The organism is Bacillus sp. LJBS06, from assembly GCF_016924995.1.
GTDB lineage: Bacteria > Bacillota > Bacilli > Bacillales > Bacillaceae > Bacillus > Bacillus stercoris.
Genome location: NZ_CP070483.1, coordinates 1,128,062 through 1,154,855, shown reverse-complemented (window position 1 = coordinate 1,154,855; position 26,794 = coordinate 1,128,062). Strand labels below are relative to the sequence as shown.

General features: G+C 45.2%; 29 protein-coding genes and 1 pseudogene. 16 read left to right on the top strand and 14 right to left on the bottom strand.

Annotated features, from left to right (window positions below):
• Window positions 1-170 precede the first annotated feature (170 nt).
• Window positions 171-677 (bottom strand): signal peptidase I, encoded by a 507-nt coding sequence (lepB, locus tag JQX68_RS05795; protein WP_014663449.1) that lies wholly within the window; start codon window positions 675-677, stop codon window positions 171-173.
• A 1-nt stretch (window position 678) separates the two neighbouring features.
• Window positions 679-1,302: a TVP38/TMEM64 family protein gene (locus JQX68_RS05790; protein ID WP_014663448.1), complete on the bottom strand. Its 624-nt coding sequence runs from the start codon at window positions 1,300-1,302 to the stop codon at window positions 679-681.
• A gap of 152 nt (window positions 1,303-1,454) precedes the next feature.
• On the opposite strand from JQX68_RS05790, the gene JQX68_RS05785 reads away from it, so the two are divergent.
• The 3 genes from JQX68_RS05785 to JQX68_RS05775 all read left to right on the top strand — a co-directional run bounded on the left by JQX68_RS05785 (window position 1,455) and on the right by JQX68_RS05775 (window position 3,693).
• Window positions 1,455-1,817: a YhjD family protein gene (locus JQX68_RS05785; RefSeq protein WP_069839063.1), complete on the top strand. Its 363-nt coding sequence runs from the start codon at window positions 1,455-1,457 to the stop codon at window positions 1,815-1,817.
• Window positions 1,818-2,026: 209 nt separating this feature from the next.
• On the top strand, window positions 2,027-2,227 hold the full coding sequence (locus tag JQX68_RS05780; protein ID WP_003224377.1) for a DUF3311 domain-containing protein: 201 nt from the start codon (window positions 2,027-2,029) through the stop codon (window positions 2,225-2,227).
• Entirely contained in the window at window positions 2,224-3,693 is a 1,470-nt protein-coding gene (locus tag JQX68_RS05775) for a sodium:solute symporter family protein (RefSeq protein ID WP_147771716.1), read from the top strand. Before JQX68_RS05780 ends, JQX68_RS05775 begins: the two co-directional genes overlap by 4 nt.
• Before the next feature lie 43 nt (window positions 3,694-3,736).
• On the opposite strand, the gene JQX68_RS05770 is transcribed toward JQX68_RS05775, so the two are convergent.
• Window positions 3,737-4,006 (bottom strand): excalibur calcium-binding domain-containing protein, encoded by a 270-nt coding sequence (locus JQX68_RS05770; protein WP_147771715.1) that lies wholly within the window; start codon window positions 4,004-4,006, stop codon window positions 3,737-3,739.
• A 215-nt stretch (window positions 4,007-4,221) separates the two neighbouring features.
• On the opposite strand from JQX68_RS05770, the gene JQX68_RS05765 reads away from it, so the two are divergent.
• The gene (locus JQX68_RS05765) at window positions 4,222-5,121 is read left to right on the top strand and encodes an SDR family oxidoreductase (protein ID WP_040083522.1); all 900 of its coding nucleotides are present in this window, start codon (window positions 4,222-4,224) and stop codon (window positions 5,119-5,121) included.
• A gap of 44 nt (window positions 5,122-5,165) precedes the next feature.
• Here the strand turns inward: JQX68_RS05765 and comK are convergent, their stop codons facing one another.
• A complete protein-coding gene (gene comK, locus JQX68_RS05760; RefSeq protein WP_147771714.1) occupies window positions 5,166-5,744 on the bottom strand; it encodes a competence transcription factor ComK in 579 nt (192 codons plus the stop codon).
• 292 nt (window positions 5,745-6,036) lie between these two features.
• On the opposite strand from comK, the gene JQX68_RS05755 reads away from it, so the two are divergent.
• Window positions 6,037-6,270 (top strand): IDEAL domain-containing protein, encoded by a 234-nt coding sequence (locus JQX68_RS05755; protein WP_014663441.1) that lies wholly within the window; start codon window positions 6,037-6,039, stop codon window positions 6,268-6,270.
• Between the two features lie 26 nt (window positions 6,271-6,296).
• Here the strand turns inward: JQX68_RS05755 and JQX68_RS05750 are convergent, their stop codons facing one another.
• The gene (locus JQX68_RS05750; RefSeq protein ID WP_071582267.1) at window positions 6,297-7,154 is read right to left on the bottom strand and encodes an SDR family oxidoreductase; all 858 of its coding nucleotides are present in this window, start codon (window positions 7,152-7,154) and stop codon (window positions 6,297-6,299) included.
• A 111-nt stretch (window positions 7,155-7,265) separates the two neighbouring features.
• On the opposite strand from JQX68_RS05750, the gene JQX68_RS05745 reads away from it, so the two are divergent.
• The 7 genes and pseudogenes from JQX68_RS05745 (at window position 7,266) to phoE (ending at window position 14,117) form a co-directional block, all read left to right on the top strand.
• Window positions 7,266-8,795: an FAD-dependent oxidoreductase gene (locus JQX68_RS05745; protein WP_147771713.1), complete on the top strand. Its 1,530-nt coding sequence runs from the start codon at window positions 7,266-7,268 to the stop codon at window positions 8,793-8,795.
• Window positions 8,796-9,051: 256 nt separating this feature from the next.
• Window positions 9,052-9,429: pseudogene (hemAT, locus tag JQX68_RS21950) on the top strand (heme-based aerotactic transducer HemAT); the annotation flags it as partial.
• A 288-nt stretch (window positions 9,430-9,717) separates the two neighbouring features.
• The gene (locus JQX68_RS21945) at window positions 9,718-10,233 is read left to right on the top strand and encodes a methyl-accepting chemotaxis protein (RefSeq protein WP_326255844.1); all 516 of its coding nucleotides are present in this window, start codon (window positions 9,718-9,720) and stop codon (window positions 10,231-10,233) included.
• Window positions 10,234-10,367: 134 nt separating this feature from the next.
• Entirely contained in the window at window positions 10,368-10,928 is a 561-nt protein-coding gene (locus tag JQX68_RS05735) for a biotin transporter BioY (protein WP_014663437.1), read from the top strand.
• A 6-nt stretch (window positions 10,929-10,934) separates the two neighbouring features.
• Window positions 10,935-12,374, top strand: a complete 1,440-nt coding sequence (locus JQX68_RS05730; RefSeq protein ID WP_147771712.1) for an acyl-CoA synthetase — start codon at window positions 10,935-10,937, stop codon at window positions 12,372-12,374.
• Window positions 12,371-13,465 carry an acetyl-CoA C-acyltransferase gene (locus tag JQX68_RS05725; RefSeq protein ID WP_147771711.1) on the top strand — a complete coding sequence of 365 codons (1,095 nt, stop codon included), beginning with the start codon at window positions 12,371-12,373 and terminating at the stop codon, window positions 13,463-13,465. The genes JQX68_RS05730 and JQX68_RS05725 overlap by 4 nt, the downstream gene beginning before the upstream one ends.
• Window positions 13,466-13,535: 70 nt before the next feature.
• A complete protein-coding gene (gene phoE, locus JQX68_RS05720) occupies window positions 13,536-14,117 on the top strand; it encodes a phosphatase PhoE (RefSeq protein WP_147771710.1) in 582 nt (193 codons plus the stop codon).
• Window positions 14,118-14,148: 31 nt separating this feature from the next.
• Here the strand turns inward: phoE and JQX68_RS05715 are convergent, their stop codons facing one another.
• The 3 genes from JQX68_RS05715 to JQX68_RS05705 form a co-directional block, all read right to left on the bottom strand.
• Complete coding sequence (locus JQX68_RS05715) at window positions 14,149-15,120, bottom strand: ABC transporter substrate-binding protein (RefSeq protein ID WP_014663433.1); 972 nt, start codon at window positions 15,118-15,120, stop codon at window positions 14,149-14,151.
• 241 nt (window positions 15,121-15,361) lie between these two features.
• A complete protein-coding gene (locus tag JQX68_RS05710; protein ID WP_147771709.1) occupies window positions 15,362-16,354 on the bottom strand; it encodes an NADPH:quinone oxidoreductase family protein in 993 nt (330 codons plus the stop codon).
• 71 nt (window positions 16,355-16,425) lie between these two features.
• Complete coding sequence (locus tag JQX68_RS05705; RefSeq protein WP_014663430.1) at window positions 16,426-16,875, bottom strand: GNAT family N-acetyltransferase; 450 nt, start codon at window positions 16,873-16,875, stop codon at window positions 16,426-16,428.
• 442 nt (window positions 16,876-17,317) lie between these two features.
• On the opposite strand from JQX68_RS05705, the gene aprE reads away from it, so the two are divergent.
• Entirely contained in the window at window positions 17,318-18,463 is a 1,146-nt protein-coding gene (gene aprE, locus JQX68_RS05700) for a subtilisin AprE (RefSeq protein ID WP_014663429.1), read from the top strand.
• 38 nt (window positions 18,464-18,501) lie between these two features.
• Here the strand turns inward: aprE and JQX68_RS05695 are convergent, their stop codons facing one another.
• The gene (locus JQX68_RS05695) at window positions 18,502-19,794 is read right to left on the bottom strand and encodes a M48 family metallopeptidase (protein ID WP_147771708.1); all 1,293 of its coding nucleotides are present in this window, start codon (window positions 19,792-19,794) and stop codon (window positions 18,502-18,504) included.
• A 148-nt stretch (window positions 19,795-19,942) separates the two neighbouring features.
• On the opposite strand from JQX68_RS05695, the gene JQX68_RS05690 reads away from it, so the two are divergent.
• Window positions 19,943-20,338, top strand: a complete 396-nt coding sequence (locus JQX68_RS05690) for a YhfM domain-containing protein (protein ID WP_014663427.1) — start codon at window positions 19,943-19,945, stop codon at window positions 20,336-20,338.
• Between the two features lie 38 nt (window positions 20,339-20,376).
• On the opposite strand, the gene lcfB is transcribed toward JQX68_RS05690, so the two are convergent.
• The 4 genes from lcfB to JQX68_RS05670 all read right to left on the bottom strand — a co-directional run bounded on the left by lcfB (window position 20,377) and on the right by JQX68_RS05670 (window position 24,487).
• Window positions 20,377-21,918, bottom strand: coding sequence for a long-chain-fatty-acid--CoA ligase LcfB (gene lcfB, locus JQX68_RS05685; RefSeq protein WP_205440560.1), 1,542 nt, complete (start codon window positions 21,916-21,918; stop codon window positions 20,377-20,379).
• A 117-nt stretch (window positions 21,919-22,035) separates the two neighbouring features.
• Window positions 22,036-22,680: an SDR family oxidoreductase gene (locus JQX68_RS05680; RefSeq protein WP_147771705.1), complete on the bottom strand. Its 645-nt coding sequence runs from the start codon at window positions 22,678-22,680 to the stop codon at window positions 22,036-22,038.
• Window positions 22,681-22,744: 64 nt separating this feature from the next.
• A complete protein-coding gene (gene lplA, locus JQX68_RS05675; protein WP_014663424.1) occupies window positions 22,745-23,740 on the bottom strand; it encodes a lipoate--protein ligase in 996 nt (331 codons plus the stop codon).
• Window positions 23,741-23,752: 12 nt separating this feature from the next.
• Window positions 23,753-24,487, bottom strand: a complete 735-nt coding sequence (locus JQX68_RS05670) for an MBL fold metallo-hydrolase (protein WP_003233185.1) — start codon at window positions 24,485-24,487, stop codon at window positions 23,753-23,755.
• A 157-nt stretch (window positions 24,488-24,644) separates the two neighbouring features.
• Here JQX68_RS05670 and yhfH point away from each other — a divergent pair, with 157 nt between their 5' ends.
• Both yhfH and gltT read left to right on the top strand, forming a co-directional pair.
• Complete coding sequence (gene yhfH / locus JQX68_RS05665; protein WP_052438181.1) at window positions 24,645-24,782, top strand: protein YhfH; 138 nt, start codon at window positions 24,645-24,647, stop codon at window positions 24,780-24,782.
• Between the two features lie 267 nt (window positions 24,783-25,049).
• Window positions 25,050-26,339 (top strand): glutamate/proton symporter GltT, encoded by a 1,290-nt coding sequence (gene gltT / locus JQX68_RS05660; RefSeq protein ID WP_095432691.1) that lies wholly within the window; start codon window positions 25,050-25,052, stop codon window positions 26,337-26,339.
• A 36-nt stretch (window positions 26,340-26,375) separates the two neighbouring features.
• Here the strand turns inward: gltT and JQX68_RS05655 are convergent, their stop codons facing one another.
• Entirely contained in the window at window positions 26,376-26,783 is a 408-nt protein-coding gene (locus JQX68_RS05655) for an ASCH domain-containing protein (RefSeq protein ID WP_040083546.1), read from the bottom strand.
• Window positions 26,784-26,794: the final 11 nt, after the last annotated feature.

Here is a 26,794-nt window from a genome sequence, read left to right as displayed (position 1 = left end):
TTTTGTTTCATAAAAAAACGATTAAAACCCAATAAAAATGGAACTTCAATCAAAAAGTATACGAATATTGTTACACTCGTAACAATATTGATTATAGCTCCTTACAAATTTTTCTTCAACACATTTTTCCAAACGGCATACAAAAAGACGCCTCTTCAATTAGCGTCTTTTTATTCGGCATCAGAAATCACACCGACAATATTTTTTTCTCTTATCGGACCAAAATGCCGACTGTCGAAGCTGTATATGCGATTATCTCCAACGACAAAATATTTTCCTTTCGGCACCTTGCTGGTTCCCGTCACATCTTTCAAAGAAAAATCACCTGTTACATGGCTTCCGGCAGAAACGGATTTTAAATGCTTCAAAAATGGCTCAGCAACCTGCTTTCCGTTCACATACAGCTGATCATCCTGATATTTGATCGTTTCACCGGGCAAGCCGATCACCCGTTTAATCAGCACTTTATGATCAGGGCCTTTAAAAAGAACGATGTCAAAACGATGGATGGTTTTAAATCGATGTGAAAATTTATTGACCAACAATTCGTTCCCTTCCTGAAACGTCGGGTTCATACTGACACCTTCTACCTTGTAATCAATAAAGACGGCATTTTTAACCTGAATGGCGAGAACGACGGACACTACACCGGCAAGAAACAAAAACCGTTTTTTCATGTTACTGTCTCCCTCCATCATGCTCACGCTGACTGGCTCTTACATGCAGATGCCGCTCCACCTTTTTGCCGACATACCATAAGACAGTGATCACCAATACGGCGATGACCGTTCGAATCGGCTGTGTAATCAGCGCGTGCAGATCATATCCGATGAAGCTGATCATAAAAATCATGACAAGCTTCCCTGAGGCTGCCGCCAAAATAAACGGCCGCGTTCCGATCCTTGACAAACCGGCAACAACATTCACCGCGGCTGACGGTGTAAATGGAAAACAAAGCAGAAGAAACATGGGGCCGAAGCCGTGTCTTTCCACCCATAACATCAGCTTTCTGACAGACGGATGACTGCGGATAAATCCAAGCAATTTTCTCTGTCCGTATTGACGGACGATCAAAAATACGAGAATGGAACCAGCAGTTGATCCCGCCCAGGACAGGATGAATCCTTCCCATAAGCCAAACGAGTTCGTATTCGCCACCACAAACACGATCAGCGGCAAAAACGGGAGAAACGCTTCAATTAAAGGCAGCAGCACAGCTATGAGCGGACCGAAAGCCCTATAGCTTTGAAATAATTCAGTTAAATGTTCTTGTGTCAAATAGGATAAAAAATGCTCCAACATTTATACTCCTTACCAGGTTTGTCTATCCTTATTCTACACATTATCAGCAGAAAACTAAAAAGTTTTGGTGTTTTTTTCTGTCTTGAAACATTTCACCAGCCGATATAGAATACAAATAGAACAAATGTTCCCTTTAGAAAGAAGGAGTCAACATGCCGAATCTGCAAGAGGAAATATACGATTTAATTGAACGTGCTCTCTTTTTGCCCATGGCCATTACGATTTTTAACCGTGATCTCGCCGCAATTGAAGAAAGCACATTAAAATTGAAGCATCCTTATAAACAGCTTATCAGCGAATCATTAAAAATAGCACAAAAGGATTTGATAGAGGTCAGAAAAGAACTGAGGAAGAGGAAAATTGCGATCCGCGAGATGGAGCGCGATGAGGCGTTTACGCTCTATGTATTTGTCATGGATGGTTATGAAGAAAAGCACCGCTATTTTAATCCCCGAATCCGTGAGCAGGTCAGCGAATTATTAACATACTATCTATTTGCCCCGGACAGGACCTGAGCCTTTTGAATCATATTGTCCGTTCCCTCTTCGGGGCGATCCCGATCATAAATTTCAGACAATTCGCACTATACAAACAAAATAAATTTATTTATAATTCGAACCACAGCCTTTCACCCCGAAATATGACATGTACTGCCATATCGACGACACCATTTTCAGTACGGCCGGGCTTGTACACCCCCAATCCTAATGAGAAGGAGGATTTTATGAAACTGATTCACGTTCTCGCCGCGTTGCCCTTTATCGGAATCTTACTCGGCATCCCTTTTGCAAATAAAGTGACCCCCTATGTGTTCGGCATGCCGTTTATCCTTGCCTATATTGTGATGTGGGCTCTTTTGACCTCTGCGCTGATGGCAATTGTGTATGTCCTCGACAAGGAAAATAAAAAGGAGGAAGCAGAATGAACGCAGCTCTCATCATCATTTTTGGCGTCCTGCTCTTGAGTATTTTTCTCGGTATACGCGCCCAAAAAGGAAAAGACATGAACCTGGAGCAGTGGACGGTCGGAGGACGCGGCTTCGGAACTGTGTTCGTCTTCCTTTTGATGGCAGGCGAAATTTACACTACTTTTACGTTTCTCGGCGGCAGCGGCTGGGCCTACGGAAAGGGCGGTCCAGCCTTTTATATCATCGCCTACGGATGCCTGGCCTACATCCTGTCTTACTGGCTTCTTCCGGCAGTTTGGACGTACGCGAAACAGCATAAACTGATGTCGCAGTCTGATTTTTTCACAAAAAAATACAACAGTCCGCTGCTTGGCATTCTCGTTTCACTGGTCGGCATCGCCGCACTCATTCCCTATCTTGTACTGCAGCTGAAAGGCCTCGGACTGATTGTATCGGAAACCTCGTACGGCAAAATCACCCCGACCGCCGCCATCTGGATCGGTGCCATTTCCATTACGGTTTATGTTATGGTTTCCGGCATTCACGGGTCAGCCTGGATATCGGTTGTGAAGGACATCATGATTCTGGTTGTCGTTCTGTTTTTAGGTGTGTATTTGCCAATTCATTACTACGGCGGATTTCAAGACATGTTTCAGCAGATTGAAACGGCAAAGCCTGGCTTTCTTACGCTGCCCGAAACAGGACAAAGTACGGCGTGGTTCAGTTCAACCGTACTCTTGACAGCGCTCGGGTTTTACATGTGGCCTCACACGTTTTCCGCTTCGTATTCAGCTGAAAATCCAAAAGTCTTTCGCAAAAACGCCATCATCATGCCTTTGTACCAGCTGGTCCTGCTCTTCGTCCTTTTCGTTGGCTTCGCGGCTATCCTGCAAGTTCCAAATCTGAAAGGCGCAGACGGGGATCTATCGCTTTTGAGACTGTCCCTGCAAGCATTTGACCCATGGTTTGTCGGAATTATCGGTGCTGCCGGACTGCTGACAGCACTTGTGCCAGGCTCTATGATCTTAATGTCCGCCTCCACGCTGTTTGCAAAAAATGTGTACAAGGTGATCGCACCCCGCACGACAGAACAGCAAGTATCGGCGCTTGCTAAGTTTTTAGTGCCGGTGATCGCGCTGATTTCGGTGTATTTTACCTTCAAAGGCGGGAATACCATCGTTACGCTGCTTTTGATGGGCTACAGCCTTGTCACACAGCTATTCCCCGCCCTTTTGTTCAGCCTGTTCAAGCATAATATGGTGACAAAGCAGGGAGCCTTCGCCGGCATTATGGCAGGTGTTGGAGCAGTTACTTATATTACAATGACGGAAACGACGATCGGCACTTTATTTCCGGCGCTGCCGCAAGCCGCAAAAGACTTGAATGTCGGCATCGTCGCCCTGCTTTTGAATATCACGGTCATGACGGCAGTCAGCCTTATGACAAGGAAGGCGAAAAGCGCTGCGGCCGATCAGGCGGCTTAAGCAATAGAAAAAGCAATCTGGACATCAGATTGCTTTTTCTTATTTACCGTTCACAGGCGATAAGATCTTTATCGCGGTCTTTCTTTTTATTGGCATCATAAAGGTCCTTAGAGACGTAAGGCTTGTACTTCGTTTTTCCGCCTTTATTTTTCACCTTCGATGTGCGGGCCACTCCGCCTTTGTATACTTTGTTTAACTCCTTGCAGTTCTTATAGACCTTCACCTTTGTTTTGGCTTCCGCCACATGGTCAGCTCCGTATGAAAAACCGAAAACGAGACCGAGTGACAGCAAAAACGCCGCCGCTTTTTTCATGACAATTCACTCCCCCAACACCCAATATTTAGTTGATTTATAGCTCGAATTCATCATAATTCATATAGTCTTATTTGACAAGATAAATATGGAAGAAGGGTTTGTTTTTCTTGTTTTCTTTTTCCTTCACTATTCAAACTGCCAACACATGTTTTTCTCTACATGCTCAGGGGTACACATACGAATGTACACCAAACAGAAAAGGAGCGTTGATGATGTCTGATTCAAACCTTACGAATCCTATAAAAGCATTTTTTCATGATGAATTTCCTGAACAATATCAGGAGCCGCCAGGCCTGCAAAAGAACATGAAGCCTCTCCCTGATTGCGGAGAAAAAAGCTACAAGGGGTCAGGTAAACTAATCGGCCGAAAAGCGCTTGTCACCGGCGGCGATTCCGGCATCGGCCGCGCTGCCGCGATCGCTTACGCCAGAGAAGGCGCCGATGTGGCCATTAACTACTTGCCCGAGGAACAGCCAGATGCTGAAGAGGTAAAAGAACTGATCGAAGCAGAAGGCCGAAAAGCAGTGCTGATCCCCGGGGACTTGAGTGACGAATCCTTTTGCCAGGATCTGGTCAAACAAGCGCAAAAGGAGCTCGGAGGACTTGATGTGCTGGCGCTCGTTGCAGGCAAACAGCAAGCAGTCGAAAACATCGAAGATCTGCCTACTGAACAAATCTATAAAACATTTGAAGTGAACGTCTTCTCCCTTTACTGGGTTGTAAAAGCGGCGCTTCCGTATTTGCCGGAGGGAGCTTCAATTATCACAACTACCTCAGTTGAAGGCTACAATCCAAGCCCGATGCTGTTAGATTACGCAGCAACGAAAAACGCCATTATCGGCTTTACCGTCGGACTGGGAAAACAGCTGGCTTCCAAAGGAATCAGAGTGAATTCAGTTGCGCCCGGACCCATTTGGACACCGCTGCAAATTTCCGGCGGACAGCCGACGGAAAACATCCCGAAATTCGGACAAGGCACGCCTCCAGCTCCATTAAACCGCGCTGGACAGCCAGCGGAATTGGCGGATGTTTATGTATTTTTAGCTTCAGAGAATTCAAGCTATGTAACATCTCAGGTATATGGCATCACCGGGGGAATTCCGACGGCATAGCTTTATGAAAGGAGCTGCCCTGTGGGTCAGCTCCTTTTTATTTTCTAATACCGCTCCTCGAGCTCACGCAAAATAAAATCATAAATCATCTTCGTCCGCTCTTCCTTCGGGTACAGCATAAATTCCTGCCTTTTCGGCACGCGGTGGTCGATTCTGTCTTGGAATTTGGTTCTGAGCCACGCTGTTCGGTATACCTGGTTCTCGAACGAATTATAGGAGATCGGCAGCTCCATCGTTTTCCCATTCGAAAACGTCACTTCCGTATCGTCGAATTCAGTCGCTTTGAATTCTTTTACATGCACATGGGAAATCCAGCCGCATTGAGGTCTTGTCGAAGAAAGTGTAGGGAATAAAAAGATTTGGTTCGAAGGATCCACCATGATTGGCGGCTTGTGTGAAATTTTTGTCACTTCATAAGTTCCTGCTTTTCTTCCCGCATAGCTTGATCCAAAAAATCGGCAGCTTCTGTCGACAATTTGCAGCGGCTTCATGCTGACATAAAACACACAATCTTTTTCAATAATTTTGGAACAGATTTTGCCGTCTATTTCTTCTGGCAGCACGGCAATTGTTGCGCCGTTCACTTCATACGATTCTAAAGGTGCGTCTGTTTTCTGACTCATATTTTGGCCTCCATCCTTTTTCTGCAAAATTTATACTAATAATCTATCATCTGTTTTTATAAAACGACAGGTTTTTTTAACAATTAAGATAAAATCATCTTTTAATGATATTTAATGGTACTAAATGACTAGTAATAAACCGATTTTACTTTGATTAGACTTGCCGGTTTACGGCATTTTGCAGGATATGTCGATAGATTGCCAAGTATTAGTTGTCTAAAAATTATAAAAATTTATTGATTTTTTCGACCGTTATCCATATACTATAAAAAAGGCATTGGGGGGATTCTTTATGAAAGAGAAAAAATCGTACACTGAGCTCATGAAGTCCCGCAACACGCAAAAAACAAAAGAACTTGATGTCACAATGACGGATGTCTATATTCAAATGGTGCTCGATGAATCCTTGTATAAGCGTCGGCTGGCCATGCTGACGGACCAAATCAACAAAGCCTTGGACGAAAAAGATAAAGATGCGTTTCTGACGCTCTCTAAAGAATATGCAACGCTCAAGCAGAGCGAATAAGCCAATCCTTAAGGATTGGCTTTTTATTATCCATTCACAATGGTTCCGCCATTGACGTGAATTGTCTGTCCTGTGACATATGTGGAATCGTCGCTGGCTAGGTATAAATAGCTTGGCGCCACTTCGACCGGCTGTCCCGGGCGCTCCATCGGCACGTCTGAACCAAACACTTCCACGTCTTTTGCGGCAAAGCTGGCCGGGATAAGCGGTGTCCAAATGGGACCCGGTGCCACCGCATTTACCCGTATGCCCTGCTGAACAAGCGACTGGGAAAGGGATCTTGTAAACGTGACGATCGCTCCTTTTGTCGCTGAATAATCGATCAGCGTTTTATTGCCTTTATAGGCGGTAATTGAAGCGGTATTAATGATAGAGCTCCCTTTTTTTAAATGAGGCAGCACTGCCTTTGTTAAGTAAAACATGGAAAAAATGTTTGTTTGGAAGGTTCTGAGCAGCTGGTGGCTGGTGATTTTTTCAATGCTGGGCTGGACATGCTGCTCAGCTGCATTGTTAACCAATATATCAATGGATGGAAACGCTTGGCTTGCCCGCCCGACTACATCATTGCAAAACGCTTCATCCCCGACATCTCCTGCAATCAGCAGGCATTTTCCCCCTTCCTTTTCTACGTACTGCTTTGTTTCCTCGGCGTCCTGATGTTCATTCAAATATACAATGACCACATTAGCCCCTTCTTTTGCAAATAACACCGATACAGCGCGTCCAATTCCGCTGTCTCCTCCAGTAATAATAGCGGTTTTGCCCTCTAATTTTTTCGCTTTCTTCGGCTTATCAAAAACCGGACGCGGGTCCATGAGATATTCAAAACCAGGCTGCTGGTTCTGGTGCTGGGGCGGTAAAGTTTTCTTTTTTTGATTCGCCAATGAAATCACTCCTTTTCAACCTTATTATGTTATGAACAATGCCTGCTTCCTATGTATGAAAAGATAGAATATGGAAAAATTAAGAATAAATCTGATTGGAGGTATAACGGCTTGGCTAATCAACATTTTGCAAAGGAAGCACCTGAAACATACTGGAAAACATCAACTGACCTGCCTTCTTTTCCTGCGCTTCAAGAGGAAACTGAATGTGACGTCACCATTATCGGAGGCGGGATTACAGGAATTACAACGGCATATGAACTTACGAAGAGAGGCTTCCGTGTTGTCTTGATTGAAGCAAATCAGGTTCTCAACGGAACCACTGCCCACACAACGGCTAAAGTTACCGCACAGCATGACATGATATACGACGAATTTATCCGCAATTTCGGATTAAACCATGCGAGGCTTTATTATGAAGCAAACCAAAATGCAATTGATTACATAAAAGGGATTGTGGATGAACATCAAATTGACTGTGAATGGATTGAGCAAGACGCATATCTTTACACAGCAAATGAAAACGCTGTTCAAAAAATCCGCACTGAGCATGAGGCATACACAAAACTCGGAATTGAAAGAGACCTTATCAAGGATCTTCCGATTCCCGTAGGTTCTAAGCTGGCGCTTGTCATGAAGAATCAAGCTCAATTTCATCCGCTGCAATACTTAAAAGCGCTTCTGGAGCAAATTGTTCAAAAAGGCGGCCGAATTTATGAAGAGACCGTTGCGCTTGATATCAAAAAAGGCGAAAGGCCTGAAGTGATAACAAAAAGCCGGCACGCCATTAAGAGCCGCTTTGTCATATGCTGTTCCCACTTCCCTTTTTATGACGGAGGCGGATTATATGCTGCGAGAATGTATTCTGACAGATCTTATGTCCTCGCCATCAAGCCGAAGATCGAGTATCCCGAGGGCATGTATTTGAGTATCGATCAGCCGTCAGTGGCCCTTCGCTATACGGTTGCAAACGGCGAAAAGCTGATTCTCTTCAGCGGAGTAAGCCATAAAACAGGCCAGGGAAAAGACATGTCCACACATTATGAAACACTGAGACAACTGGCCGAAAGCACCATCGGCATCGAAAGCATCCCATATTATTGGTCCACCCAAGATCTTGTGACGATCGACAAAATCCCGTTTATCGGGCCGATGTCGGAAAATGAGGACAATATTCTAGTAGCGACCGGGTTCAAAAAATGGGGCATGACTGCATCGGGGGTCGCAGCCACTTTATTATCGGACCTTGTAGAGAAAAAAGATAATCCTTACGAAAGCATTTTCACGCCGTCCCGGTTCCATCTGAACCCCGGTTTGCAGAAAGTGATTTCCTACAATGCCGATGTCGCCAAGCATTTAATTAAAGGAAAGCTTGAAAAGCCTGATGTCCAATTTGAAGACATTTCGCCAGGAGAAGGAAAAGCTGTCACCATAAACGGCAGGCGGGCGGGCGCATTTCGGGATGAGACAGGCTGCCTCCATCTCTTTGATACAACCTGTACCCATTTAGGCTGTGAGGTCGAGTGGAACGACAGCGAGCATACATGGGATTGTCCGTGCCACGGATCACGCTTTAAGCCTTCTGGCGAAGTTGTAGAGGGTCCGGCCATTAAACCATTAAAGCAAATAGATCTCGATTAAACCGTTCATTTTAATGAACGGTTTTTCAAATATTTTTCATCTGCAGCTTCATTCATGTTTCCCTTGGCCGATAAAAAAGTAAAAGGCTTAAAAAGCCAAAAAGTAAAAATTATATTTTTTCCCAAGGGGGATCATTGTATTGTTATTTAAAAAAGAGAGAAAACAAGAAACTGCTTACTTTTCTGATTCAAATGGACAGCAAAAAAACCGCATCCAGCTCACAAACAAACATGAAGATGTCAAAAAACAGCTCAAAATGGTCAGGCTGGGAGATGCTGAGCTTTACGTGTTGGAGCAGCTTCAGCCATTAATTCAAGAAAATATCGTATTCATCGTCGATGCGTTTTATAAAAACCTTGACCATGAAAGCTCATTGATGGATATCATTAATGATCACAGCTCAGTTGACCGTTTAAAACAAACGTTAAAACGGCATATTCAGGAAATGTTTGCAGGCGTTATCGATGATGAATTCATTGAAAAGCGAAACCGAATCGCCTCCATCCATTTAAAAATTGGCCTTCTGCCAAAATGGTATATGGGCGCGTTTCAAGAACTTCTTTTGTCAATGATTGACATTTACGAAACATCTATTACAAATCAGCAAGAACTGCTGAAAGCCATTAAAGCGACAACAAAAATCTTGAATTTAGAACAGCAGCTTGTCCTTGAAGCATTTCAAAGCGAGTACAGCCAGACCCGTGATGAACAAGAAGAAAAGAAAAACCTTCTTCATCAGAAAATTCAAGAAACCTCTGGATCGATTGCCAATCTGTTTTCAGAAACAAGCAGATCCGTTCAAGAGCTTGTGGACAAATCTGAAGGCATTTCTCAAGCATCCAAAGCCGGCACGGTGACATCCAGCACTGTTGAAGAAAAGTCGATCGGCGGGAAAAAAGAGCTAGAAGTCCAGCAAAAACAGATGAACAAAATTGACACAAGCCTTGTCCAAATCGAAAAAGAAATGGTCAAGCTGGATGAAATCGCGCAGCAAATTGAAAAAATCTTCGGCATCGTCACAGGCATAGCTGAACAAACAAACCTTCTCTCGCTCAATGCCTCCATTGAATCCGCCCGCGCCGGAGAACACGGCAAAGGCTTTGCTGTCGTGGCAAATGAAGTGCGGAAGCTTTCTGAGGACACGAAAAAAACCGTCTCTACTGTGTCTGAGCTTGTGAATAATACGAATACACAAATCAACATTGTATCGAAGCATATCAAAGACGTGAATGAGCTAGTCAGCGAAAGTAAAGAAAAAATGACGCAAATTAACCGCTTATTCGATGAAATCGTCCACAGCATGAAAATCAGCAAAGAGCAATCAGGCAAAATCGACGTCGATCTGCAGGCCTTTCTTGGAGGGCTTCAGGAAGTCAGCCGCGCCGTTTCCCATGTGGCCGCTTCCGTTGATTCGCTTGTCATTCTGACAGAAGAATAACCATCAAAAACCGGCCTGCCATTCGGCCGGTTTTTCTGCGTTCATTATGTAAACTTAATTTAAAAATAAGTTGACATAATAATAGCCTGCATTTATTGTATAACCATATTTGATTACTGTTTGGAGGATTCACAATGCTGAAATTAATTGACATGATGCATATTGCTATTTTCACCGCACTGATGGCGGTGCTCGGCTTTATCCCCCCTCTCTTCTTATCCTTTACACCCGTTCCGATTACATTGCAAACGCTTGGTGTCATGCTGGCAGGCAGCATCCTCAAGCCAAAGTCTGCTTTCTTAAGCCAGCTTGTCTTTTTGCTCCTCGTCGCCTTCGGAGCGCCGCTGTTGTCTGGCGGACGAGGCGGTTTTGGTGTGTTTTTCGGACCGAGCGCAGGTTTTTTGATCGCTTATCCACTCGCTTCATGGCTGATCAGTTTAGCCGCTAACAGACTGCGAAAGGTGACAGCAGTGCGTCTCTTTTTCACTCATATCGCATTCGGCATCATCTTTATTTATCTGCTTGGTATACCGGTACAAGCTTTTATGATGCATATTGATTTGTCACAGGCCGCCTTCATGAGTCTTGCATATGTGCCCGGTGATTTGATAAAAGCGGCTGTATCTGCATTCCTGGCAATAAAAATCACTCAAGCCTTGTCTCTTTCTGATACGATGTTTACAAAAGGAGGATGACACTGCATGACAATTACTCATACCTATTCATCTACTGCCGAAACATCGCCCGGCCGTGTAGCGATCCTAACTGAATCGGAGCAAATCACGTACCAAGATTGGGATCGGCTTGTCGCCCAAACCGCAAATTGGCTGCGGTCACAGCCAAGCATGCCGAATCGTGTGGCATTTTTGCTCCCAAATAGTCTGGCGTTTTTACAGCTGTTTGCCGGAGCCGCAGCGGCTGGATGCACGGCCATTCCCCTCGACACACGCTGGAGCCCGGCTGAATGTATGGAGAGGCTGTCCATAAGCGATGCGGATCTAGTGGTTACTTCAGCCTTTTACAAAAACAAACTGATACATAGCAAGACACCCGTTGTTTTGCTGGATAACTGTATGGCAAATATTGAAGAGGAATCCGCTGCTCCCTTACCTATCATTGACCCGGAGCACCCCTTTTACATGGGATTTACGTCAGGCTCGACAGGAAAACCAAAGGCCTTTACGCGGTCTCACCGCTCATGGATAGAGAGCTTTACCTGTACAGAAACAGATTTTTCGATCTCATCAGATGACACGGTATTGATTCCCGGAACGTTAATATCCTCTCACTTTTTATATGGGGCAGTCAGCACTTTATATCTCGGGGGAACGGTTTGTTTGCTGAATAAGTTTTCTCCTGCTCAGACAAAGGAATGGCTGAACCGTGAAGCCGTCAGTGTTCTTTATACCGTACCGACAATGACAGACGCACTCACCCGGATTGAGGGCTTTCCCGACAGCCCTCTCAAAATCATTTCATCTGGTGCAGACTGGCCGGCAGAATCCAAGAAAAAGCTTGCCGCTATATGGCCCCAACTCAGGCTGTACGATTTTTACGGCACTTCAGAGCTTAGTTTTGTGACGTTTTCTTCACCGGAAGACAGCAAACGGAAGCCGCATTCAGCCGGCCGCCCTTTTCATAATGTCCAGATCGAAATCCGCGGCGCCAAAGGAGAACGCTGCCAGCCAGAAGAAATCGGAAAAATATTTGTCAAAAGCCCGATGCGGTTTTCCGGCTATGTGAACGGCAGCACACCAGATGAATGGATGACAGTGGATGATATGGGCTGCGTTGATGAGGAAGGTTTTCTATACATATCAGGAAGAGAAAACGGGATGATCGTGTACGGAGGATTAAATATTTTCCCAGAAGAAGTTGAACGTGTGCTACTCTCCTGCCCAGAGGTTGAAAACGCGGCTGTCGTTGGAATGCCGGACGAGTATTGGGGAGAAATCGCTGTAGCTGTCATTCGTGGAAGCGCTAATGCCAGAAAGCTGAAAGCCTGGTGTAAACAGAAATTAGCCTCCTATAAAATCCCGAAAAAATGGGTGTTTGCAGACAGCTTGCCGGAAACGAGCAGCGGAAAAATTGCCCGTTCCAGAGTGAAGAAATGGCTGAAAGAGGATGTACAGTATAAATGAATGCGGTTATTGTTGATGCAAAACGAACGATCTTCGGAAAACAAAATGGACTGCTGAAGCCTTTCCTGCCGGAGAATTTGGCGGCTCCCATCATCCGTTGTCTCAGCCGAAAGCTGGAGGATCAAATTGACGAGGTCATTCTAGGAAACGCTACCGGCAGAGGCGGCAACCTCGCCAGACTGTCAGCTCTTCAAGCCGGACTGCCTCTATCGGTTCCCGGGATGACAATTGACAGACAGTGCGGTTCAGGCCTTGAAGCCGTACGCTATGCCTGCAGCCTCGTTCAAGCGGGAGCCGGCACGATGTATATCGCGGGCGGCTCAGAAAGCAGCAGCCAATCTCCTTTTTCAGAACGGGCCCGCTTTTCTCCAGATGCGATCGGCGATCCCGACATGGGCATTGCCGCAGAATATACGGCGGCACGCTATTCCATCAGCAGAAGCATGCAGGATGAGTACGCGCTTCTCAGCCATCAACGCAGCAGGAACGCGCATGATGAAGGATTCTACCGTGAAGAAATTGTTGCTCTCGGGGAATTGGAGACGGACGAAGCATTTTTGAAGACGCGGCCGATAAAAGCAATTATTCCCCGTGCAAAGCCGGTTTTCGACACCAGCTCCGGAACAGTCACAGCAGCCAACAGCAGCGGCATAGCAGACGGAGCAGCCGCTCTTTTAGTAATGGAAGAAGAAAAAGCGGCAGCCCTCGGACTTAAGCCTGTGCTTCGGTTTATCGGCAGCGCTGTCAGCGGTATTCACCCCAACTATCCGCCCGCGGCACCGGTTGATGCGATCCGTCAGCTCTTACATACACACGATGTAACACCTGATGATATCGATTTATTTGAAATCAATGAAGCCTTTGCCGTCAAAATTTGTGTCTGCTCGCAAGAACTCGGCATTCCCTTTTCAAAAATCAATGTGCGCGGCGGCGCATTAGCTCTTGGCCATCCATACGGTGCATCAGGTGCAGCTCTGGTAACCAGATTGTTTTATGAAGCGAAAAGACGGACAGACTGTCAATATGCGGTTGCAGCCATCGGAAGCGGCGGCGGAATCGGACTGGCTTTATTATTTGAAGTGCTTGCATAGGCTTTTTCATAGGACGCACGCTTTCAATTTAGTATAATAGCAATATGAATAAAGTCAGGAAGGGGATTTTATGACAGCCGTTTGTTTAGTAAGACATGGAGAAACCGATTGGAACCTGCAGCAAAAATGCCAAGGCAAAACCGATATCCCGCTAAACGCAACAGGTGAACGCCAAGCAAGAGAAACCGGAGAATATGTAAAGGACTTTTCTTGGGATATTATTGTGACGAGCCCGCTGAAAAGAGCGAAAAGAACCGCGGAAATTATTAATGAATATCTGCATCTTCCGATTGTCGAGATGGATGATTTTAAGGAACGCGATTACGGCGACGCGGAGGGCATGCCGCTGGAGGAACGGACAAAGCGCTATCCAGATAACATCTATCCGAATATGGAAACCTTAGAAGAACTCACTGACAGACTGATGGGCGGGTTGGCAAAAGTGAACCAAGCGTATCCAGACAAGAAGGTGCTGATCGTGGCGCACGGTGCGGCAATTCACGCCCTGCTGACGGGAATATCCGGCGGTGACCCTGAGCTTAAAAGCACCCGCCTCGTCAACGCCTGCCTCAGCAACATTGAATTTGCAGAAGAAAAATGGCGGATTAAAGACTATAATATCAACAGCCACTTATCCGGCTTTATCAAATAAGAAAAAGACAGGCGTCAGCCTGTCTTTTCTTTTATTTCTTATCAGCCGGCATCTCTTTCTGAAGCTCGTCCAAAATGGCATTCGCCCCGTCTACACTGCGGCGCAGAGACCACACTGCACGGTCCACGTGGTATACATGCCCGTTTTTCACTGCCTTCAGCTTTTTCCAGAGGACATTCTTTTCGATCGGGCGTTTCCCGTCGGCGTCGAGGTCATCTGTTTTTCCTGTCATCAGGATGATCACATCCGGATCTGTTTTCAGCAGCTGCTCCAGTGTCATTTTCATATTCACGGAGTCGCCGCCATTGCTTGAATCGCTATTGCCTGACGTACTGATTGCATATCGATAGCCGACCTGTGTTAAAAGTCTTGATGTAAAGAAGTTTTCATCCCTGGCCATAATCGTATCATTTGTATTTCCGATCAAAAGCACGGACTGGCTGTTCGCGCTGATTTTCTGCTTTGTCTCGCTAAGCTTTTCTTCATGCGCCGTCAGCTTTTTCTCCATTTCCTTCTCCTTGCCGACTGCTTTTGCAATCGTAAGGGAAGCGTCAATTGTATCCTGATAATCGGCATTTAAATTATTAAGCGCAATCGTCGGCGCGATTTTTTTCAGCTGATCGTACACCTTCTTATGCCGGGTCGTGTCAGCAATAATTAAATCGGGTTTTAATGAAGCGATTTTTTCCATGCTTGGCTGTGAGCGAGTGCCGACAGATGTGTAGCCGTCAATTTTCTTCAGCACATCCTTGTTGATCAGCTGCTTCGCTTTGTTGTCATCGGCAACCCCGACAGGCGTAATGCCAAGATCAAGCAGTGTGTCGATAAAACCAAGCTCAAGAACAACAACCCGCTTCGGATGCTCAGGCACATTCGTCTTTCCTAAATCATGTGTTATCGCCACTTTATGTTCTTTGCTGTTTTGATTGCCGCTTGAAGACGAGCAAGCAGCCGTTAAGACAGAAAGAAGTAAAACTGTAAGAATAATCAGTGTTTTTTTCATAGTTCCAGTCTCTCCTGTTAGCAGTTTCTATGATTAAGATGTCCAAGAGTAGTATAACACGGAATGAGAATCATTATCACCAATTATTTTTCAAATGAGAAAAGAAAGTTCCGCTTTCCAGGTCAATCTTGTTTCTTTAACATAGCGCAAACAAGAAACGGAAGATTGTTTCGGGGCACAGCTTAACACCCTGTTCACAAAAAAGCTTGCAGAAACATACATTCCCTGCAAGCTGATCCTGTTAAAGCTTCACTATCACTCTTCCTTGAATGCGATTTTGCAAAATCTCTTTTAACGCACCAGGCGTTTCTTCCAATGAGACTTCCCTATCCACAATGGTCAGCAGCTGATCAGGCTTGAGATCAGAAGCCATGCGCTCCCAAACAGCGGATCTGACGTCCATCGGACAGTATACTGAATCGATCCCGAGCAGGCTTACTCCGCGAAGAATAAAAGGATACACCGTTGCAGGAACTTCTCCTCCTCCGGTTAAGCCGCTCACCGCGACAGCTCCGCCATATTGAATTTTGCTTAAAAGCGAGGCAAGCTGTTTTCCGCCGACTGGGTCAACCGCTCCCTGCCATTGCTGCTTGGACAGCGCCTTAAGCGTTCCGTCATAGACATCTTCCCTGCTGATTACTTCGCTTGCACCGAGCCGATTCAAATAATCAGCCGCCTCCCGGTTTCCGGTGCTTGCCACCACATCATAGCCCCGCTTGTTCAGCATTGATACCGCAATTCCGCCGACACCGCCGGTTGCTCCTGTGACTAGCACACTGCCTTTTTCCGGAGACAGGCCGTTCTGTTCAAGCCGATGCACTGATAACGCCGCAGTAAACCCCGCCGTTCCGTACACCATCGCTTCTTTTAACGAAAGATTCTGTGGCAAAGGCACCAGCCAGTCACTGGGCACCGAAGCGTACTCACTTAATCCGCCATCACGGGAGACGCCGAGCTCATAGCTTGTCGCGATCACCTCATCCCCCTCTGCAAAACGCGGATCATTGGAAGAGACGACCGTACCCGCAGCATCAATGCCTAAAATAAGCGGATACTCTCTGACGATATTGCCTCCTGCTTTTCCGGCCAGACCATCTTTGTAATTAATGCCGGAATAAGCAACTTTAATCAGGACACCATCCTTCGGCAAATCCCCTGTTGATATGGTTTTCACTTGGACTGAAACATCATCGGCATTTTTTTCTGCCTGCAATGCTTGAAATAACGTTGACATTCGGCACACTCCTTTTCATTTATATCGTAACCGAAGAACGTTCCAAAAACCAAATCATCAAGCCGCCATTTTCACTTCGCCGGCACATTGAGATGATAGTGGACAAATGCGGTATCCTCTTCATAGCCATTTTGCTCATACAAGCTTCTTGCCTTCCGGTTGTGGTGCTCAGTTTGAAGCGTTAAACTTTTTGCCCCGTTTTCCGCTGCATAATCCTTTGCGGCCAAAAGCAACTGGCTGCCGGCTCCCTTTGTACGCGCATGAGGAGCAACAAATAAGTCATTTAATATGTAGATTCTTTTCATTGACACAGAAGAAAACGCGGGATAGAGCTGGGAAAAGCCTATGAGCTCTCCATTTTCTTCTGCTATCAAAATAATAGACTCGTGATTTTTCAAACGCGCTTTCAAAAAAGCCTCCGCCCCTTGCAAATCGGATGCCTGTCTATAAAATTCCCGATATTGGTTAAACAGCGGCGCGATCGCTGCCGCATCTGAAATCTTTGCTTGGCGAATGTTCATCTCAGTTCTTCCTCCCTCTCAATCATTTTTTCATTCTATCCCTAATCAAATTTTTCTGTAAAGTTTATTTTTCAGAATACTTTTATCATCATACATTGAAAAAATATCACGATAATATCCATTGTTCTCACGGAAACATATGCAGGTCATTCGAACGAATTTTTTCGACAGGAATTTGCCGGGACTCAGGAGCATTTAACCTGAAAAAGCATGACATTTCAGCATAATGAACATTTACTCATGTCTATTTTCGTTTTTTTCTGTATGAAAATAGTTATTTCGAGTCTCTACGGAAATAGCGAGAGATGATATACCTAAATAGAGATAAAATCATCTCAAAAAAATGGGTCTACTAAAATATTATTCCATCTATTACAATAAATTCACAGAATAGTCTTTTTAGTAAGTCTACTCTGAATTTTTTAAAAGGAGAGGGTAAAGAGTGAGAAACAAAAAATTGTGGATCAGCTTGTTGTTTGCGTTAACGTTAATCTTTACGATGGCGTTCAGCAACATGTCTGCGCAGGCTGCCGGAAAAAGCAGTACAGAAAAGAAATACATTGTCGGATTTAAACAGACAATGAGTGCCATGAGCTCCGCCAAGAAAAAGGATGTTATTTCTGAGAAAGGCGGAAAAGTTCAAAAGCAGTTTAAGTATGTTAACGCAGCCACAGCAACATTGGATGAAAAAGCTGTAAAAGAATTAAAACAAGATCCGAGTGTTGCATATGTGGAAGAAGATCATATTGCACATGAATATGCGCAATCTGTTCCTTACGGCATTTCCCAAATTAAAGCGCCGGCTCTTCACTCTCAAGGCTACACAGGCTCTAACGTAAAAGTAGCTGTTATCGACAGCGGAATTGACTCTTCTCATCCTGACTTAAACGTCAGAGGCGGAGCAAGCTTCGTACCTTCTGAAACAAACCCATACCAGGACGGCAGTTCTCACGGTACGCACGTAGCCGGTACGATTGCCGCTCTTAATAACTCAATCGGTGTTCTCGGCGTAGCGCCAAGCGCATCATTATATGCGGTAAAAGTTCTTGATTCAACAGGAAGCGGCCAATACAGCTGGATCATCAACGGCATTGAATGGGCCATTTCCAACAATATGGATGTTATCAACATGAGCCTTGGCGGACCTTCTGGTTCTACAGCGCTGAAAACAGTTGTTGATAAAGCCGTTTCCAGCGGTATTGTGGTTGCGGCCGCAGCCGGAAACGAAGGCTCGTCCGGAAGCTCAAGCACAGTCGGCTATCCTGCGAAATATCCTTCTACCATCGCGGTAGGTGCGGTAAACAGCAGCAACCAAAGAGCTTCATTCTCAAGCGCAGGTTCTGAGCTTGATGTGATGGCTCCTGGCGTATCTATCCAAAGCACACTTCCTGGAGGCACTTACGGTGCTTACAACGGAACGTCAATGGCGACTCCTCACGTTGCCGGAGCAGCAGCTTTAATTCTTTCTAAGCACCCGACTTGGACAAACGCGCAAGTCCGTGATCGTTTAGAAAGCACTGCAACATACCTTGGAAGCTCTTTCTACTATGGAAAAGGGTTAATCAATGTAGAAGCAGCTGCCCAATAATATCAAAAAGAAGCAGGTTCCTCCATACCTGCTTCTTTTTATTTGCCATTATCCTGTTCTGTGGCAGGATGTTCCGGCGTTTTCTCTTCTTTCTCCGCATGTTGAATCCGTTCCATGATCGAAGGGTGGCTGCCTCTGAAAATCTTCACAAGCACCGGAGGATCAACCTGGCTCAGCCCCGTCACGGCCAAATTCTGAAACGTTTTAACAGCGGCTTCTCTGTTCTCTGTCAACTCGATCCCATACTGGTCAGCCTTATTCTCCTGATAACGCGAGACAGCATTAGAAAAAGGCGAAATCGCAAAGCTCAAAACAGAAAACAAAAGCAATAACAGCGGAAGTGCCGCAAGATCATGCCGCCCTTCTAAATGAAACATGCTGCGGGTTAGGCGCACCGTCCGCTTGTATAGCTTATCAATGACATAAAATCCGGCGAGCGACACGAGCAAATAGCCAGCCAGACCGATGTAAACGTGCTTCATGACATAATGGCCCATTTCGTGGCCCATTATAAACAGAATCTCTGAATCGTCAAGTTTGTTCAGCGTCGTATCCCACAATACAATCCGTTTATTGGCCCCAATTCCCGTAACATAGGCATTCAGCGCATTTGTTTTTTCCGACATGTTCACTTCATATACATGATCAGCCGGAATATTGGCTTCTTCTGCCAGCTCTAAAATTTTGCTTTCAAGCTCTTTATTTTTCAGCGGATAAAAATCATTGTATAAAGGATCGATAATGACCGGCTGAATAAAAAACAGAAACAGCGAAAATGGCACTGTTAACAGCCAGGCATATAACCACCATTTTTTTTCATGCCTTTTGATCAGCCAATAAAACACGAGAACGCAAAGCGCAAAGATTGGAAAGCTGATCCAAAAGCTGATAACCTGATCCTTAGCCCAGCTGGCCGTAGTCTGTGTGGAAATATTGTAGTCAAGTGACACCTGATAGCCTATCCAATCTAAAGGCAGCGTCACCAATGTGGTAATCAGCGAAAGTACAAATACAAAACCAACGATCTGCAAAAACCGAAAAGGCACGGCCGCTTCCATCCATTTCTTGATTTTCTTTGAAACGCCGCTGACCAGCAAAACAAAAAACAGAAACCAATCAAGAGGTACCCCGATAAAAAATAAAAAATTCTTGATATTTGAATACTGCTCGGCCACCGCCAAATCAGACGGCTTCATGAAAGAAGCCGGATCAGCCTGCGTCCCTTTCACGGCTTCCGGTATTGCGGAATCACCGGACAGGAAGAAATACCAATAAAAAAACAGCCCGTACAGCACGTAAGCAAGCCCTGCTGCCGCAATCCATTTGCGCATAACACCTCACTCCTCACATCAACCCGTTACTTCTATTGTAATCATAAATTCAAATTCTTAGAACCAAGCTGTGTTCCGCACTTTTCCATCCATTTAAGCATGGAAAGCCCGATCACTGGGAAAACTAACAATGTTTGGAGTGATGCAAATGAAAAAAATAGTGGCAGCCATCGTGGTAATCGGTCTTGTGTTTATTGCATTTTTCTATCTTTACAGCCGGTCAGGCGATGTGTATCAATCGGTAGACGCGGATTTGATCACACTGTCTTCAAGCGGCCAAGAAGATATTAAGATTGAAAAAAGGCAGCACGTCAAAGATATGCTGGACATTATGAATCAGGGAAAACAGGTGAAGACAGAAAAAACATCAGCCCCTGATTACGAAGGGACAATCAAGTTTCATAAAGACCGGTACGACTCATTCAGGCTATGGATTGACGGCAGCCAGCAAGCCGTATTTTTGAAGGATGGCACATACTACAAATTAAGCAAAAACGATACAAAGGCGCTGCTAAACATTATGAAAAAAGAAGCAAAGGATTGAAAATGAAAAAGCGAAGCTAGCTGCTTCGCTTTTTCATTTTATTGAGGCAAAATATCTCTTAGCGCCCGTCTGAGCATTTTCCCCGTCGCATTTTTCGGAATGTCGTCAAGAAACGTAATGGCGGCAGGCCGCTTGTATTTCGCCAGATGCTTTTCACAGTGCTGCATGATGTCCTCTTCTGTTATGCCAGAACGTTTCGGTACCACATATCCCTTTACCGCTTCCCCGCTTTGGGCGTCCGGCACGCCGATGACAACGGCCTCCTTGACGTCCGGGTGTCTGTACAGCACCTCCTCCACTTCCCGCGGATACACATTGTATCCTCCTACAATGATCATGTCTTTTTTCCGGTCAACAATGTAAAAATAGCCGTCCTCATCCCGTCTTGCCAAGTCCCCCGTATAAAGCCAACCATCTTTTAACGCATGCTCTGTTTCCATCGGCATTTTATAGTAGCCCTTCATCACATTGGGTCCTTTTACGATCAATTCGCCGACCTGGTGAGCGGGCAGCTCGCGTCCGAGCGGATCTACGACCTTGTTTTCGACATGTAAGATACTTGTCCCGATGGAGCCCGGCTTTCTGCCCCTGTCAAACGGGTTAAAGCATGTGACAGGTGATGCTTCCGAAAGCCCGTAGCCTTCCAAAATGGTAACGCCGAATTTTTCTTCAAATGCCGTCAGCAATGCGACTGGCATGGCCGCTCCCCCCGAAATGCAAAGCCGGACGGAAGAAAAATCATCTTCTTTTCCATTCTCATGGTGAAACAAGTAATTATACATCGTAGGAACACCGGCAAAAATGGTCGCCTGCTGCTGCTTAACAAGTTTAAAAACAGATGCCGGACTGAATTGAGGCTCAATCAAGACAGTTGCGCCGCTCATCAGCGGTGCATTCATGCAGACAGTTAAACAAAACACGTGAAACATAGGAAGAGCACAGACCACATTGTCCTTCTCATCCATTCCCAAATAGCCTGCGACATCGTTGGCATTGCTGTACAAATTCTGATGAGTCAGCATCGCGCCTTTCGGTTTTCCAGTCGTTCCTGACGTATATAAAATAACCGCGGTATCATCAGGAGCAAGCTCTTGGTTTTGTTTAGCGGCAGATGTCGGCCGCACTACTTTTGCAAACGTTGTCATTTTCATCCTGATCTCTGGGTCCGCGGCTTCCGGCTCAGCCTCTCCCGTCTGGCATAAAATGACGAGCTCAACCTTTGGCAGCGATTCATGCATGCTCTCATAAAGCGGCAAAAGCTGGCTAACGCCCACGATCGCCTTTACATCGCCATTTGTCAGCATATAACCAATTTCTGTCGGCGTGTACAACGGATTGATGGGAACAACCACGATCCCGGCTTTTAAAGCACCAAAAAACGCGATGATAAAATCAGGCGAGTTGCCAAGCAGCAAAGCTAGATGGTCCCCTTTCTCCATACCGGCTTCCTGAAGGCCGTCCGCAAATCGCTGAATTTGTTCATTCAGCTCTTGATACGTCATCATGTGATCCTTAAACCTGCATGCGATGCTGTCGGGCTTCTCAGATGCTGTTTCTTCCAATTTTGAAACAAGATTCATTCTCCCACCCCTTAAAGTGAATGAATAGTCATTCATTATTGAAGCCAAGCTTTCTCCTCCATTATAGAGAAACAGAAAAAAACACTCAAGAGCAAAAAGCCCCGAGTGTCAGTTCAGTCATAGTTTCTTCAATGCTTCAGCAATCGGCGTATCTCCTTCTGTCAGATCAAAGGCCCGATTTTCCGTATTGTTTTCATCTAAAGAGGCAATGACCGTTTTTGCAACGTCATCACGGGAAATATAACCCCGCTCCAGATCCTTCGCAGCTGAAACAGTTCCCGTTCCAGGCTCGTTGCGAAGGCCTTCCGGACGGATAATCGTATAGGTTAAACCGCTTGCTTCCAAAATTTTATCGGCATAATGCTTGGCCACATAATAAGGTTTGAGTGCCTCATTCCAATTTTCACGGTTATGGGCTTGCAGGGCGCTGACCATAATAAACCGTTTGATTCCGGCAATGTCCGCCGCTTCAATGGCTTTTGCCGCTCCATCAAGATCCACCAGCAGCGTTTTATCATAGCCTGTGCTGCCGCCGGAACCCGCTGTGAAAATGATGGCGTCGCAGCCTTTTGCCGCGGCGGCGATTTCTTCGGGGCTGCCCTCCAGATTCGCAAGCACAGCTTCTGCACCGGCAGCTTCGAGAGACGCTTTCTGTTCTTCTTTTCTGACCATCGCTCTAATGGAATGATCAGGATGATCCCGGAATAAAGAGACGAGTCTTTGCCCGATTTGTCCGTTCGCTCCGATTAAAAACACTTTCATCTGAATCCCTCCTGCCTCCATTATTTCAAACACACAACCGCTCTTTCAAACGAAGTGCTTTGCCTTAATAAATCAGATCAAGGAAATCCTCTTTCGTAATGTTCCCAAAGTAATGTTTGAGATTCACATCTTCGAGCACCTCAGCGATGACGCTCCGTTCGTATTGTTTTCCGACCAGCAGGTTTTCAATATCAGATACATCACCGACACCGAAGAAATCTCCGAAGATTTTGCAGTCCTCAATTTTGCCTTTCTTGACTTCCAGGCGCAAATCGATCGACCCAACCGGATAACGTTTCGAATGATTAAGGTTAAATTTCGGTGAGCGGCCGTAGTTCCAATCCCAATTCTGATAGCGCTCTTTCGAAATTTGATGGATGGTCTCCCAATCTTTTTCTGTCAGCTTATACTCCGGCACGTTTCCAATGTCGTTTGTGTTAAAAATATGGCGAAGCAAATGGCTGCGAAATTCTTCGGTGGTCATTTTATCATCGAGAAACTCACTGATGTTTGCCACTCGGCTTCTGATCGATTTGATGCCTTTTGATTCAATTTTATCCTTTTTCACCTTTAATGCTGACACAACATGATCAATGGCTGAATCAAACATGAGGGTGCCGTGGCTGAAAATACGGCCTTTCGTTGCAAACTGGGCGTTTCCGGATATTTTCCGGCCATCCACTACAATGTCGTTCCGGCCGCTTAATTCCGCTTCAACCCCGAGTTGATGTAACGCCTGAATCACCGGCTCAGTGAACTTTTTAAAGTTATGAAAGCTGTCCCCGTCATCCTTGGTGATAAAGCTGAAGTTCAAGTTCCCCAGATCATGGTACACAGCGCCCCCGCCTGATAAACGGCGGACGACGATAATCCCGTTTTCCTCTACATATTTTGTATTGATTTCTTCTATTGTATTTTGGTTTTTCCCAATGATAATAGACGGTTGATTCACATAAAAGAGCAAATACTGCTGCTCAGGGTCTAAATGCTTGACACAGTACTCCTCGATAGCAAGATTGATCCGCGGATCATTGATATTTTGATTGTCTATAAATAACATGGTGCTCCTCCTTTATCCTTCCCACACAAAACCTGATTTCGCAATATTCACTTCACCGTTAAAAACGGTTTTCGCTTCTTTGCGAAGATTGTCATGCACGCCAAAATGCGGCAAATGTGTCAGCAGCAGCTCTCCAGCTCCCGCTTCTTTTGCAATGCGCCCGGCTTCCAGGCTGTTCATATGGCCTGCGCTTGTCCCGTCTTGATCCGCATAAAAATTACATTCTGAGATCAGCAAATCAGCATCTTTCGAAAACGGAATAAATGAATCCTGATAGCTGGAATCAGCAGTATAAACGACAGTGTGGCTGCCGTCAGTAATCCGCATGGCATAACACGTCACCGGGTGAATCGTTTTTAAAAATGTGATCGTAAACGGACCGGCAGTCAGCGGCTGATCCGGCTGATAGGCAATGCCTTTCGTATGTGTTTTATATGTAAGCTTTTGAAACTGTTCTATATCAGCATCATGTCCGTAAATCGGAAGCGTATGCTCTCCTTTGCCGAGAAACGAACCGACTTGCTTGGCAAATTGCAGCGGCCCGATATCAGCAATATGGTCATGGTGATAATGAGACAGAACGACCGCATCCAGCTTTTCCGCCGGCACATAGCCGAACAGCTTAGACAATACGGCACTGCCGCAATCAACAAGCAGAGAGTAATCACCTGACTGAAATAAATAGCCTGACGTCGCTTCATTTGCGGCCGGGAAACCGCCATAGCATCCGATAACTGTAACTTTCATAATGTCCTCCTATCTTTTCAAGAAAATTGTTCCTCCTTCAATATACCCATTTTTCTTGAAAAAAGCATGTTTTAAATATTGTATCAAAACAGTTATTGATTTTTACAATCTGTTATATTACAATGAAGTCACTACAAAGGGGAAAGAGGGATTGGTTATGCTGGGAAAAATCACAGAATTTTTTAGAAACCTGCCTTCGAAAAAGTGCGCGGAATGCGGAAAAAAGATAGAAGAGCAGCATGAGTGCTATGGTAATATCTGCAATAACTGCATAAAAGTAAATGATTTGTCATAAGCAAAAATCCCACGCCCTGCGCGTGGGATTTTCTTATTTATTCACACATATCTTAATTTTGAAATAATAGTCAGGTTAGGTCAAAGCTCACCCGATTTTAGATAATTCTGGTGATTATTGCTTCATCACTGAATATTCTTTATTTTCGAAATATAATTTACTGTAGACGAATTCATTTCTTATCTATTATAATTTGATCTAATAGTGAGATTAAATATATGTCTATTCATGATATATGTTGATACTTTGTTTTTTGGGAGGTAATCTATGAAAAGAATTAAGTTTGGATTAGCCACACAAATATTCGTTGGACTTATTCTAGGTGTTATTGTTGGCGTCATTTGGTATGGCAACCCAGCATTGCCTACTTACCTGCAGCCAATTGGGGATCTCTTTTTACGCTTAATCAAAATGATAGTGATTCCTATTGTTGTCTCCAGCTTAATCATCGGTGTAGCCGGTGCAGGAAATGGAAAGCAAGTCGGTAAACTAGGCTTCAGAACGATTCTGTACTTCGAGATCATCACGACTTTTGCCATTATTCTCGGACTAGCCCTTGCAAACATCTTCCATCCGGGTACAGGAGTTAATATACACGAAGCTCAAAAATCGGACATCAGTCAATATGTTGAAACCGAAAAAGAACAAAGTAATAAATCAGTGGCGGAAACATTCCTCCATATTGTGCCGACAAACTTCTTCCAGTCGTTGGTCGAAGGGGATCTTCTAGCCATCATCTGCTTTACAGTACTATTTGCATTGGGTATTTCCGCGATCGGTGAAAGAGGCAAGCCAGTTTTAGCCTTTTTTGAAGGCGTATCCCATGCCATGTTCCACGTTGTAAACCTTGTGATGAAAGTGGCGCCGTTCGGCGTTTTCGCGCTAATCGGAGTGACTGTGTCTAAATTCGGGCTCGGTTCTCTTATCTCTCTCGGAAAGCTCGTCGGATTGGTGTATGTCGCACTTGCTTTCTTCTTAATTGTCGTATTTGGAATTGTCGCAAAAATGGCCGGCATCAGCATCTTCAAATTCCTTGCTTACATGAAGGATGAGATCTTACTGGCGTTCAGTACATCAAGCTCTGAAACGGTTCTTCCGCGCATCATGGAAAAAATGGAGAAAATCGGCTGTCCGAAAGGCATTGTTTCATTTGTGATTCCGATCGGATATACGTTTAACTTAGACGGTTCCGTTCTCTATCAATCCATTGCCGCGCTGTTTTTGGCACAGGTATACGGAATTGATTTGACAATATGGCACCAAATTACGCTTGTGCTTGTCTTAATGGTGACATCTAAAGGGATGGCTGCCGTGCCTGGTACTTCTTTTGTTGTCTTGCTTGCGACGCTTGGCACCATCGGCGTTCCGGCTGAGGGACTTGCCTTTATTGCCGGCGTAGACCGTATCATGGATATGGCACGTACAGTTGTCAACCTGACTGGTAACGCGCTTGCTGCTGTTGTGATGTCTAAATGGGAAGGCATGTTTAACCCTGCGAAAGCAGAAACTGTTATGTCCCAATCGAAAACAGAGCAAAACGCAACCATTTCCGGTTAATGAAAAGCCTGCGGGATTCTTATCCCGCAGGCTTTTTTAGTCTTGAACAAGCTCAAAAAGCTCTGTAATCAAAACCGTATCTTCATTCAGCTCCAGGTCACCGTTTTTAATCAGCTCCGCCCAAGCCATCCGATGATCCTTTTGAAATTCGTCAATTCGGTCTCCATTTCCCTCTCCTTTGACTAACCTCATATCAGGCGCACCAAAGGTGGTTTCAAAGACGTCTGTCACTTTTATATTGCATCTTGGATTGTCATGTTTATCATAAACGGTAACAAGCTGACCAGCTGTTTGATAAACGTCCCTCAATTCATCTTTTGAATATAATGATCTCGGCGCGCACGTGGCTGTTTTTTCTCCGGCAATGATCTGCTGAATCAGCTGTTCTCCCAGCCCGTCATCACCTTCCCAGCCGAATATGCTTTTCAGCTTATAAATCTTCATTCGCCCTTCCC